This is a genomic window from Nonomuraea sp. GTA35, from assembly GCF_041950525.1.
In the GTDB taxonomy this organism is placed as follows: domain Bacteria; phylum Actinomycetota; class Actinomycetes; order Streptosporangiales; family Streptosporangiaceae; genus Nonomuraea.
This window is the reverse complement of sequence record NZ_JBGNUV010000003.1, coordinates 277,834-290,128: the sequence shown is the minus strand read 5'-3', so window position 1 is coordinate 290,128 and position 12,295 is coordinate 277,834. Positions and strand designations below refer to the sequence as shown.

At 71.8% G+C, this 12,295-nt stretch carries 7 protein-coding genes; 3 read left to right on the top strand and 4 right to left on the bottom strand.

The genetic code is table 11. The features are described 5' to 3' along the window. Window positions 1-3: 3 nt before the first annotated feature. The 3 genes from ACBJ32_RS14480 to ACBJ32_RS14470 all read right to left on the bottom strand — a co-directional run bounded on the left by ACBJ32_RS14480 (window position 4) and on the right by ACBJ32_RS14470 (window position 1,649). A complete protein-coding gene (locus ACBJ32_RS14480; RefSeq protein WP_375127143.1) occupies window positions 4-873 on the bottom strand; it encodes a UTP--glucose-1-phosphate uridylyltransferase in 870 nt (289 codons plus the stop codon). A gap of 38 nt (window positions 874-911) precedes the next feature. After that, complete coding sequence (locus ACBJ32_RS14475) at window positions 912-1,256, bottom strand: hypothetical protein (protein WP_375127142.1); 345 nt, start codon at window positions 1,254-1,256, stop codon at window positions 912-914. Between the two features lie 120 nt (window positions 1,257-1,376). Then, window positions 1,377-1,649, bottom strand: coding sequence for a DUF1876 domain-containing protein (locus ACBJ32_RS14470; protein WP_375127141.1), 273 nt, complete (start codon window positions 1,647-1,649; stop codon window positions 1,377-1,379). A 536-nt stretch (window positions 1,650-2,185) separates the two neighbouring features. On the opposite strand from ACBJ32_RS14470, the gene ACBJ32_RS14465 reads away from it, so the two are divergent. Then, entirely contained in the window at window positions 2,186-8,263 is a 6,078-nt protein-coding gene (locus tag ACBJ32_RS14465) for an RHS repeat domain-containing protein (RefSeq protein ID WP_375127140.1), read from the top strand. An 82-nt stretch (window positions 8,264-8,345) separates the two neighbouring features. On the opposite strand, the gene ACBJ32_RS14460 is transcribed toward ACBJ32_RS14465, so the two are convergent. Then, on the bottom strand, window positions 8,346-8,891 hold the full coding sequence (locus ACBJ32_RS14460; RefSeq protein ID WP_375127139.1) for a cupin domain-containing protein: 546 nt from the start codon (window positions 8,889-8,891) through the stop codon (window positions 8,346-8,348). A 133-nt stretch (window positions 8,892-9,024) separates the two neighbouring features. Between ACBJ32_RS14460 and ACBJ32_RS14455 the strand changes: the two genes are divergently transcribed. After that, on the top strand, window positions 9,025-10,602 hold the full coding sequence (locus tag ACBJ32_RS14455) for an alkaline phosphatase D family protein (RefSeq protein WP_375127138.1): 1,578 nt from the start codon (window positions 9,025-9,027) through the stop codon (window positions 10,600-10,602). A gap of 3 nt (window positions 10,603-10,605) precedes the next feature. Next, on the top strand, window positions 10,606-12,243 hold the full coding sequence (locus ACBJ32_RS14450) for a discoidin domain-containing protein (RefSeq protein WP_375127137.1): 1,638 nt from the start codon (window positions 10,606-10,608) through the stop codon (window positions 12,241-12,243). The last annotated feature ends 52 nt before the right edge of the window (window positions 12,244-12,295 follow it).

The following is a 12,295-nucleotide window of genomic DNA, read 5'->3' as shown; positions in this document are numbered from 1 at the left end:
ACGCTAGCTCTCCCGCGCCAGTTTGCGCAGCTCCGGCCCGTAGACCGGATCGGCCAGCGCCGCGGCGAACTGCGCCCGCAGGTAGTTGAGCGGCGAGCCGGTGTCCCACCAGGTGCCGTCGATGACCTGGCCGTACACCGGGTTGGCCGCGGCGTGGCGGTGCAGGGCGTCGGTGAGGTAGATCTCGCCCTCGGGATGCTCGTGCCAGCGGCGCGTGGCGGCCTCCAGCTCGGCGACCACCCCGGGGGTGACGACGTAACCGCCGATGGCGGCGTACTGGGAGGGGGCCTCCTCCGGGCGCGGCTTCTCCACCAGCCCCGAGATGCGCAGGCGGCCGCCGCCGAGGTCCTCCTCGACGATCGGCACGCCGTAGCGGGCGGCGTCCTCGACCGCCATCGGCATCAGGGCCAGCACCGGGGCGCGCGTGGCGGCGTAGGCGGCCTTGAGCTGCCTGGCGCGGGGCACCTCGGCCACGAACACGTCGTCGGCCCACAACACCATGAACGGCTCGTCGCCGATGACCCGCGCGGCGTTCAGCACCGGCGTGCCGTTGCCGTACGGGCCGCGCTGGTACAGGTACGTGATGTGGGCCAGCGACGACAGCTCGGCCACCGCGTCGGCCAGGTCGTCCTTGCCGGACGCGCGCAGCTCCCGCTCCAGGTCGCCGTCAGGGGCGAAATGCCGCTGGACGAGCTCCTTGCGGGCCGAGGTCACGATGGTGATCTCGTCGATGCCGGAGTCCACGAGCTCGCGGATGGTGTGCTCGATGACCGGCTTGTCGCCGATCGGCAGCATCTCCTTGGGCAGCGCCTTCGTCAGGGGCAGCAACCGGGTGCCCAGCCCGGCCACCGGGATCACGGCCTTGCGGATCATGGGTCTCTCCTTGTGCGGTCGGCGCGACGGGACGGACGTTACCCCAGGGGCCGGTCCGTGATCCTGCCGGCCGGTACCTGGCCGATCACGTACCTGGCGTTGGCCGCGATCCCCGGGCTGGTGTGCAGGTAGTAGGGGAGCTGGATGAGCGCCATCGACAGCGCCCAGCCCCTGCCGCGCGCCCACGTCGCGTCGCCGACGCCGTTCTCGATGCGCGGCAGGCGTACGGACAGGTGTTCGCCCAGCCGGTAGACCGCGTCGACCGTCCCGGAGGAGGGGAACGGTTCGACGGGCAGATCCGCCCCTTGCGGGAACTGCGCGGCCAGCAGGCGGCGTACCAGAGAAACGTCGATTTCCGCCTCGTCGGCGTGCATCTTGCCCATGAAGGGTCAATGGCAGGTTCAGCCGGCCGTGTGCCGCAGCACCGGCCACTGGGCGACCGCGCCGCCGGGCGGGGCGCCCGCGAGGTGGGCGGCGCGCGCCGTACGCGTCGAGCACCGTGATCACCACGAGCGGGTGGGAGGCGGGGATTCCGCGGCCGACTCCGAAATATCGTGATTTGCGATGACCGCCAGGTGATGTGCCAGGTCGGCCAGCGCGCGCGAGGCGGCCAGCTCGTCCCCGATCACCGGCTTCGACGGGTCCGCCGGATTGCGGCGCGCCCGGCCGGTCCCGGTCACCTGCTCGCCTTTCGCGGTGGTCAGCGTCGCCTGCGCCGAGGTGTCGTCACCGGCCTCGGTGAGCGCGATGCGCACGGTCCATTCCTTGGTGTCCATGTCCCGCCCCTTACCGGCAGGCCGCCGGTAAACCTGGCGATCAGCCGGTCAGGACGGTGATGCCCGGCTGACCGCGTTCGCTCCTCCGCTCGGGAAGGCCGGGCCGGGCGAAAAATTTCAGAGAGGGCCTTACCTCTGAAGAAGATTTGAGCAGAAAGCGCAAAAGTCTGGACCAACGGGGGCCCGGAGGTGACGATTCGATCATCGGCGGTGATCGTGTCATGGAGCCAGGGAAAGGCTGGCCGCGCCGTCAAGATCGTCTCCTCGAGCAGCGAGACCCCACCGGGCTCTCGCGACTGTCGACGGCTGGCTGAGCACCGCACAGCTCGCTCAGCCGGTCTCCCCGTAACCCCCGGAGGAGCTCAATGGATCAGCCGAGTGAGTTAGACCTGCCTGACTCCCGATGGAACGGCCTGCAACCAACCCCCCAGGAACCGGATCGCCCCGACTCGTCGTGGAATCGTTTCGCGACGCGGGAAGCCAAACCCGAATCGCGCTGGCCCCGCAGGCTGGCCCCTGTTCTCTCGATCGTCCTGATGGTGGAGATGGCGTACGCCATGCCCGCCTACGCGGCCCCGCGCTCGGCGCCGGCCGTGCAGAAGGAGACGCCGGTGACGGGCGGGAAGGTGCCCGTCAAGCCGCCGCTGGCGGATCCCGTCGCCAAGCAGGCCTGGAAGGCGGCGCCCGCCGTCACCTGGCCCAAGCCGCAGAAGGCGGAGCTGGGCGGCTCGGTCACCACCCTGAAGGCCGGCTTCCCGGTGAAGCTGGCGCCGGGGACGGCCAAGGCGGCGCAGGCGACGGCCCCGATCAGCGTCGAGCTGCTCGACACCGACCGTCTCGGCCTGGCGATGCGCGTCACGCCGGGGCAGGGGGTGGCGGCGGCGGCCGCGGCCAAGCCGGTCAAGACCCGCCTGGAGGTGGACTACTCCGGCTTCCGGTACGCCTACGGCGGTGACTACGGCTCCCGGCTGCGCCTGGTGAAGCTGGAGGAGTGCGCGCTGACCGGCGCGGCCGGCTGCGCCGCGCCGCAGCCGGTGAAGAGCGACAACAACGCCACGAGCGGCACGGTGACCGCCGAGGTCGAGACGGGCGGCCTGTACGCGCTGACCGCGGCGGCGTCCGGCCCGTCGGGCGACCACGCGGCCACCTCCCTGGCGGCCTCGTCGGACTGGAGCGTCGGCACCCAGTCGGGCGACTTCACCTGGAGCTACGACCTGCGTACGCCTCCGTCGCTGGGCGGCGAGGAGCCGGGCGTGTCGCTGGGCTACTCCTCGCAGAGCGTGGACGGGCGCACCGCCTCCACCAACAACCAGGCGTCCTGGGCCGGTGAGGGCTTCGAGCTGAACCCGGGCGGCTACATCGAGCGCCGCTACAAGTCCTGCATGATCGACGGCAAGAAGACCGGCGACCTGTGCTGGGACCAGGACAACGCCATCATGTCCATGGGCGACTCGTCGGTCGAGCTGGTCAAGGACGCCACGACCAAGCAGTGGCGGCCCAAGCGCGACGACGGCACCCGGATCGAGGCGCTGACCGGTGCCACGAACGGCGACAACAACGGCGAGCACTGGCGGGTGACCACACCGGACGGCACCCAGTACACCTTCGGCCTCAACCGCCTGCCCGGCTGGGTGAGCGGCAAGGCCGAGACCAAGTCGGTGCAGACGGTGCCGGTGTTCGGCAACAACAGCGGTGAGCCCTGCTACAGCAGCACCCCGGCCAACGCCTGGTGCCAGCAGGCCTACCGGTGGAACCTCGACTCCGAGGTGGACACCCACGGCAACGCCACCACCTACTGGTACGCCCAGGAGACCAACCACTACGGCCGCAACATGAAGCCGGAGCTGGGCACCCCGTACGTGCGCGGCGCTTACCTCACCCGCATCGACTACGGCTACCTGAAGAACGAGCTGTTCACCAGGACGCCGGCCGCCCGGGTGCTGTTCGAGACCGCCGAGCGCTGCCTGCCCAGCGGCACCGTCACCTGCGCGCCCGCCGAGCTGAAGAAGGAGACCGCGAGCCACTGGCCGGACGTCCCGTTCGACCAGATCTGCGACGCGGGAGTGAAGTGCGTCGACCGCCTGGCGCCGACGTTCTTCACGCGCAAGCGGCTGACCAAGGTCACCACCCAGGTGCTCAACGCCGCCGGGCAGTACTACCCGGTGGACTCCTGGGCGCTGGCCCACCAGTTCCCCGCCTCGGGTGACGGCATGAGCCCGGCGCTGTGGCTGGCCTCGATCCAGCAGACCGGCCACGTGGGCGGCACGATCACGCTGCCCCCGGTGAAGTTCACCGGCGTGCAGCTGCCCAACCGGGTGGACGCCCTGGAGGGCCGCGCCCCGCTGGTCAAGTGGCGGGTGCAGGCCATCAACAACGAGTCCGGCGGCGAGCTGCGGATCAACTACTCGGCGGCCGACTGCAAGCCGGGCGACGTACCGGCGGCGGACAAGAACACCAGGCGCTGCTTCCCGCAGCGCTGGGCCCCGCCGAACGAGGCCGAGGTCACCGACTGGTTCCACAAGTACCTGGTCACCCAGACCGTCGAGGTCGACCGGGTCGCCGGCTCCCCGAACGTGGTCACCGACTACGAGTACCTGGACGGCGCCGCCTGGCGCTACGCCGAGAACGTCCTGGTCAAGCCCGAGCACCGTACGTGGTCGGACTTCCGCGGGTTCGGCAGGGTACGGGTGCGCGAGGGTGACGGGCAGGACACCAAGCGCACGCTGACGGAGTTCCGCTACTTCCGCGGCATGCACGGCGACAAGCAGGCCGACGGCTCCAAGCGCGTCGCGCAGGTGGAGGACTCCGAGGGCGTCAAGCTGGACGACCTGGACCAGCTCGCCGGGTTCGAGCGGGAGGAGATCCTCTTCGACGGCGACGGCGGAACGCTCCTGACCGCGACCGCGCAGCAGCCGTGGTCGGTCAAGACGGCCGAGTCCACGCAGGGCGGCGTCACCAAGGCCGCGTACGTGGTCCAGCCCAAGTCCATGGTCACCCGCGCCGCGATGCCCGGCGGCAAGTGGCGGCGCACCGGCGAGGAACGCGAGTACGACACCAAGGGCCTGCTCCTGCAGGTGGACGAGAAGGGTGACCTGGCCAGCACGGACGACGACGAGTGCACCCGCTACACCTACGCCCGCAACGACACGTCCTGGATGCTCGACTACCCCAGCCGTGTCCAGAAGGTCGCGGCCGGCTGCGGCACCGCGGTCTCCACGCTGGCCGCCGGTGAGGTGCTCTCCGACGAGAAGGTCCAGTACGACGGCCAGGCGAACGGCCAGCCCCCGACCAAGGGCGACGTGACCGCGGTCCAGGAGGTCGTCTCGGCCGACGGCCAGACGATCACCGGCAGCACCCACACCTACGACGCCTACGGCCGGGAGACCAGCGAGACCGACCCGGTCGGCACCAAGTCCGTGACCGCCTACAGTCCCGCCGCCGGTGCCCCGGCGAGGGAGACCACGGAGACGAACCAGCTCGGCCACCTGGAGCGCACCCAGCTCGAACCGGCCTGGGGCGAGCCCGTCTCCGAGATCGACGCCAACAACCGCCGCGTCGACCTGGAGTACGACGCGCTGGGCCGCCTGATCAAGGTCTGGCAGCCCGACCGCAGCAAGGCGGCAGGGCAGTCGCCCAGCACCGAGTACTCCTACACGGTGCGTTCCGACGGGCCCAGCGTCGTCACCACCAGGACGCTGCGCGCGGACGGCGGCTACACCGTCAGCCACGAGCTGTACGACGGCCTGATGCGCGAGCGCCAGACCCAGGAACCCGCGCCCACCGACGACCAGACGCAGGACCCGGCGCTGCGCGACGGCCGCACGATCACCGACACCTTCTACAACTCCCAGGGCGAGGAGTACAAGCAGAACACCGGCTACTTCGCCACGGGAACGCCGTCCACCGCGCTGCTGGCGGTGGCCGACGCCGCCGTGCCGAGCCAGGTCGTGTCGCTGTTCGACGGCACGGGCGAGAAGAACGCCGAGGTCTTCAAGGTGAAGGGCGCGGAGAAGTACCGCGTCACCGCCAAGGAGGAGGGTGACCGGATCCACATCACCCCGCCGCCGGGCGGCACGGCGACGACCCGCATCGGCGACGCCGAGGACCGGCTGATCGAGCTGCGCCAGTACAAGGGCGCGACCCCGACCGGCGAGTACGAGTCCACCAAGTACGCCTACGACCACGCGGGACGCCTGTCCACGGTGACCGACCCGGCGGGCAACGTCTGGCGCCACCACTACGACTTCCGCGGCCGGGAGATCAAGACCGAGGACCCGGACAAGGGCGTCACGACCACCACGTACAACGACGCCGACGAGATCGTCACCACGACCGACTCGCGCGGCAAGACCCTGTGGTACGGCTACGACGCGCTGGGCCGCAAGACGCAGCTGCGCGAGGGCTCGGCGAGCGGCACGCTGCTGGCCGAGTGGAAGTACGACGCCCTGGCCAAGGGCCACCTGAACGCCAGCATCCGGTACGTGGACGGGCAGGCGTACAAGGCCGAGATCGACGCGATCGACGCCGACTACCGCACCCTCCGCCAGACCGTGACCGTCCCGGCACGGGAGGGCAAGCTGGCGGGCTCCTACCAGCTCAACACCCGCTACACGCTCGACGACCAGGTCCAGTCGATCAGCTTCCCGGCGGGCGGCGGGCTGGCGGAGGAGCAGGTCGTCTACACCTACGACGCGCTCGGCCAGCCGACCAAGGTCACCGGCCTGTCGGCGTACGTGAGCGCGGCCCGCTACTCCAAGCTCGGCGAGACCCTGCAGTACGAGCTCGGCGACGGCGACAAGAAGACCTGGCTCACCTACACCCACGACGAGGGCACCCGCAGGCTGACCGGCATGCGGCTGGACCGGTCGGGCGCCGCCTCCAGCGACCTGGACCTCGCCTACACCTACGACGCGGCCGGCAACGTCACCAAGATCGCGGACAAGGCGAACCAGGACACGCAGTGCTTCACCCATGACCATCTGCGCCGGTTGACCTCGGCGTGGACGGCCACGGACGACTGCGCCAGCGGTACCCCGCAGTCCGCCACGATCGGCGGCGTGGCCCCGTACGCGGTCAGCTACGCCTACGACGTCACCGGCAACCGGACCAAGGAGACCAAGCACGCCTTCGGCAGCGGGGGCGAGAGCGTACGCACCTTCACCTACCCCACGGCGGGCGGCAAGCAGCCGCACGCGCTGCAGGCTGTCGGACAGGACCTGTTCGAGTACGACGCGGCGGGCAACACGACCAGGCGCAAGGTCGGCAACTCCGACCAGAGCCTGGTGTGGGACGCCGAGGGCAACCTGGAGTCGGTGACCGAGGCCGGCAAGACGACCTCGTTCGTCTACGACGCGGACGGCGACCGCCTGCTCCGCAAGACGCCCACCGACGCCACGCTCTACATCGACGACATGGAGCTGCGTCTCGACTACGCCAAGGACGCCGTCGAGCAGACCCGCTACTACACCATCGGCGGCGAGGCCATCGCGGTGCGCACGCCGGACAACCAGGTCTACCTCATGGCCAACGACCACCAGGGCACCGCGCAGGCCATGGTGAACGCCGGCAACGGCGAGCTGGCCGTACGCAGGCAGACCCCGTTCGGCGAGGACCGGGGCTCGCCACCGCCGTGGTGGCCGGGGCAGCGCGGGTTCGTCGGCGGCACCAAGGACGCGACCACCGGCCTCGTCCACCTCGGCGCCCGCGAGTACGACCCGGCCAACGGCCGCTTCCTCTCGGTGGACCCGATCATCGACGAGGAGGATCCGCAGCAGCTCAACGCCTACGCCTACGCCAACAACAGCCCCGTCACCATGAGCGACCCCGACGGTCAGCTGTTCTGGTTCGCCGTCGGCATCGCGGCGAGGATCGCGGCGCGTGCCATCGCCAGGCGGCTGGCCCAGGCCGCTGCCAGGCGGGCGGCGGCCGCGGCGGCCAGGCGTGCGGCGCTCGCCGCTGCCAGGCGCAGGGCCGCCGAGGCGGCCAGGAAGCGCGCCCTGGAGGCGGCCAGGCGCAGGGCCGCCGAGGCCGCCAGGAAGAAGGCGGCCGAGGCGGCGAGGAAGCGGGCCGCCGAGGCCGCCAGGAAGCGGGCGGCGCTGGCGGCCAGGAAGAAGGCCGCGCTGGCCAGGCAGCGGGCGGCAGCGGCGGCTGCCAGGCGACGGGCGGCGGCGGCGCAGCGCAGGGCCGCGGCTGCCAGGCGACGGGCCGAGGCCGCGCGCAGGGCAGTGACCAGGCGGGCGAGCAGGCCCTCCAAGGCCACGGTCAGGCACCGGCCCGCAACCCGCCCGACCAGTCGCAGGTCGGTCCAGCGGCAGTCGCCGCCCAAGGCGCAGCGCAACGCGCCGAACCCCAGCCAGAGCCAGTCGCGCGGGCTGAGCGAAGCGCAGAAACGCTCGATCGACGAGCAGCTGGGGAGAGCCCGGCCCACCGGGGCGTACACGAGGAGCAGCAGGACCGAGACGGAAGGCATCGCGTGGCAGGGCACCGGACACGGCCCGGCCTCCAAGCCGTACGCGTCGGAGGCTCCGCGTTCGCAGGGGTTCGGGTCGAAGTGGTGGACGCGCGCCTATCGCGTCTGGGAGATCTTCAGGCCGCCGGCGGTCCCGCCGAACTGATGCTCCACTGACGCGGCGCGACCGCAGTAGACCGAAGCTCCCGGCCGGACGGCGCAGCACGTCCGGTCGGGAGCTTCTCCTGTCAGGCGTGGAAGTCGGCGAAGTCGAAGCCCGGCGAGACCAGGCAGCTCACCAGCACCTCCGTGTCACCCGCCGGGCGGGCCGACTGCCACACGCCGCCCGGCACGACCGCCTGCGGCACCTGGCCGTGCTCGACGCCGGGGCCGAGGACGACCGTCTCGTCCCCGATCGTCAGGTCGAGCGGCCCGCCGCGGTGCCACAGCCAGATCTCCGCCGAGGTGACCATGTGCGGCACGGACTCCTCGCCCGGGTGCAGCAGGAAGTAGATGGCGGTGGCGCTGGCCCGGGGCCCCGGATAGCCGTCCGGCGTGAACGTGACGGGCGAGCGATAGGTCTCCTTGAACCAGCCGCCCTCCGGGTGGGGGAGCAGGTCGAGGGCCTCGGCGATGGGCGGGCGTTCGACGAAGGCGACGGGGGCGCCTGTGACGTCCCTGCGCAGGAAGCGGTTGCCGTCGAGGACGAGCTGCCCGGCGAGCGGGCTGGCCAGGGCCGCCGCCTCGTCCGGGACCTCGGTGGACGGGCCGTCGGGGTAGATCCACAACTCCACATGCAGAGTTTATGAGGATATTTCGGACAAGTGCTGTCTCTGTTGATGACCTTGTCCGTTCACCTGGCGTACGGTTCCTCATATTTTAATATTTTTTCACCGGCAATCAGACCCACGAATGAGGCAAGACCAGGTGAAACCCGACCAGTGGCGCTCGCTGCTCGACAGCAGGGCCTCCCGCCGCCAGATGCTCACGTACGCCGGCGGCGTAGCGGGACTCGTCGCGCTGGGCCAGGTGCCCGCCGGGGCGACCGACCGCACCCCCGCGCTGCCCGCGAACCCGTTCACGTTGGGCGTCTCCTCCGGCGACCCCCGCCCCGACAGCGTCGTGCTGTGGACCAGGCTCGCCACCGAGCCGCTGGCCGACGACGGGCTCGGCGGCATGCCGCGGGCCGGCGTGCCGGTGCGGTGGGAGGTCGCCGAGGACGACGGCATGCGCCGCGTCGTCCGCAAGGGCGTGGCCACCGCCAGGCCCGAGCTCGCCCACGCCGTCCACGTCGAGGTGAACGGGCTGCGCCCGGGCCGCGAGTACTGGTACCGCTTCGCGGCGGGCGACGAGACCAGCCGCGTCGGCCGCACGAAGACCGCCCCCGACCCCCGCTGGAACAGCGAGATCTCCTTCGCCTACGCCTCCTGCCAGCAGTGGGAGAGCGGCTTCTACACCGCCTACCGCGACATGGCCGCCCAGGACCTCGACCTGATCGGGCACCTCGGCGACTACATCTACGAGCTGGCCATCGGCGCCACGGGCGGCCAGCGCAGGACGCCGCTGTCGGCCGCGCACAACGCCCCCACCATGACGCTGTCGCAGTACCGGCTGCGCCACGCCCTGGTCAACTCCGACCCCGACCTGCAGGCCGCCCGCGCCGTCGCGCCCTGGTTCTTCGCGCTCGACGACCACGACGTGGAGGACAACTGGGGCGCCGACCTGTCGCCCACCGGCGGCACCCCGGAGAACTTCCTGCGCCGCCGCGCCGCCGCCTTCCGCGCCTTCTTCGAGAACCAGCCGATGCGCCCCTCGGCCCTGCCCACGGGGCCGGACCTGTCGATGTACCAGCGCATCCCGTACGGCAGGCTGGCCACGTTCCACGTCCTGGACGAGCGGCAGTTCCGCAGCGCCGCCGACATCGCCGCCCGGCTCGACCCGAGCCGCACCATGCTCGGCGAGCAGCAGGCCGCCTGGCTGCTGGACGGCCTCGGCCGCTCCCGCAGCACCTGGAACATCCTGGCCAACCAGGTGCAGATGTTCCAGCTCGACCGGCTCACCGACCCCGGGCTGCAGCAGCTCAACCCCGACACCTGGGACGGGTACGCCGCCGAGCGCGACCGCCTCTGGGCCGGGATCACCGAGCGGAAGGTCGCCAACCCGGTGGTGATCACCGGCGACGCGCACGTCAACTGCGCCGCCGAGCTCAAGGCCGACTTCGCCGACCCCGGCTCCCCGACCGTGGGCGTCGAGTTCCTCGGCACCTCGATCACCTCCGGCGGCAACGGCTCCGACATGACCACCGGCGGGGCCGAGTGGCTGGCGGCCAACCCGCACCTGAAGTTCTTCAACAACCAGCGCGGCTACATCCGCTGCCACGTCGCCAGGGACACCATGCGGGCCGACTACGTCGTCGTCGACAAGGTCACCACGGCCGACGGCACCGCCTCCGTACGCAAGTCGTTCGTCGTCGAGTCCGGCCGACCCGCACTCCAGGACGCGTGAGCCATGAGGAGATCCGTCTACTTCGCCGCCGCCCTCGCGCTCGTCCCCCTGGGCGCCGTGCCCGCGGCCGGCTCCACCACCGCTCCCGAGCTGCCCAGGACCCCCGCGGGCCAGGTGCTCGTGGTGCACGCCAACCTGCAGGACTCGCTCCGCCCGGCCGACGCCGCCGACACCACCGACCTGGAGAACCTCGCCGCCCGGCTGGCCGCGAAGCTGCCCGCCGCGCCCGACGCGCTCGTGCTCAACGAGGTGCTCGGCCCCGGCGCCCGCCGCCTGGCCTCCAGTCTGAGCAGGGCCACCGGGTACCGGTACCGCGTGGAGGTGGCCGGGGAACGCGCGGCGTTCCAGGCCGACGGCTCGGTGCGCGAGACAGCGATCATCCTGAACGCCGACACCATGACCGGCTCGCGGCCCTCCGGGTACGAGCGCGTGCAGGACGAGGACCAGGCGTACACCGCAGCGGCCAGGCGCGACGGCACCCTCCAGGTGCCGCTCCTCGCCGTCCACCCCGGCGGCGACCCGGCCACGGCGACCGCCGCGTTCACCGCGCTGGCCGCCGCCAGGTTCCCGCAGGCGCAGGTCCCCGTCCTCGGCGGCGACTTCAGGGCCGCCCGCTGCGCCGTGCCGGCCGCGGACCAGCCGATCGGCTGCGCGCCGCAGGCGTTCTGGGCCGACCTGACCGGGGCGAAGGCGTACAGCGACGCGCTCTTCGACAAGGCCGACGCGCAGAGCCGCAGCCACAGCGGGTACCTGTTCGCCCGCGGCCAGGTGCTCTCGGCCGGGCTGGACACCGCCTACGACGCCGACCTGCCCGACCGCGCCGCCTGCAAGCCGTCGTTCGACGCCGGCCGTCCCCGCTCGGCCCCGGCGGCGTGCCGCGGCACGTACTACGCGGACGCGCCGTTCGGCTGGGCGCTGCTCGCCGCCGGGCTGCCGGTGCAGGAGTCGGTGACGCCGAGCCGCGTCGCGCTGGACCACTGCGAGCTGGCCGTACGGCAGGCCGAGGTGGCGGCCAGGGTCGTCAACAACACCGGCGAGGCGATCTCCAGGCCGCTGCGGGTGACCGCGCAGGACCCGCTGACCGCCACCCCCGCCACCGGCACCCTGGACGTCCCCGCCGGGCAGGCCGCCACCGCCGTCGTCAGGATCACCGCGCCCAGGGACACGCCCCCCGGCGAGCACCGGATCACCGTACGCGCCGGCGACCACAGCGCGGAGATCCCGGTCACCGTCACGGAGGGCTGCACGGAGCCGCAGGTGTACGCCAGCAGCTTCCACGCCGGCTTCGGCCCCGAACGGGCCGTGGACGGGGACATCGGCACGTTCTGGCACTCCGAGTACTCGCCGCCCACCCCGCTCCCGCAGTCGATCACCCTCAACCTGGGCGAGGTCAAGCAGATCTCGAAGATCGACTACCAGCCCCGCTTCGACGGCAACCTCAACGGCACGATCCTCGACCACAAGGTCTACGTCAGCACGGACGGCCAGACGTTCACCGAGGTCGCGGCGGGCACGTGGGCGCTGGACGCCCGGCTCAAGACGGCCACGTTCGAGGCCGTGCAGGCCCGCTACGTCCGGCTGGAAGGGCACCGCGCCAGCGGAGGCTCCTACCTGTCGGCGGCCGAGGTGAGCGCGGGCTGAACCCGGACGTCCGGGATCATCCGGACGCCGCGCGGATTGTCGGTACGCCTGG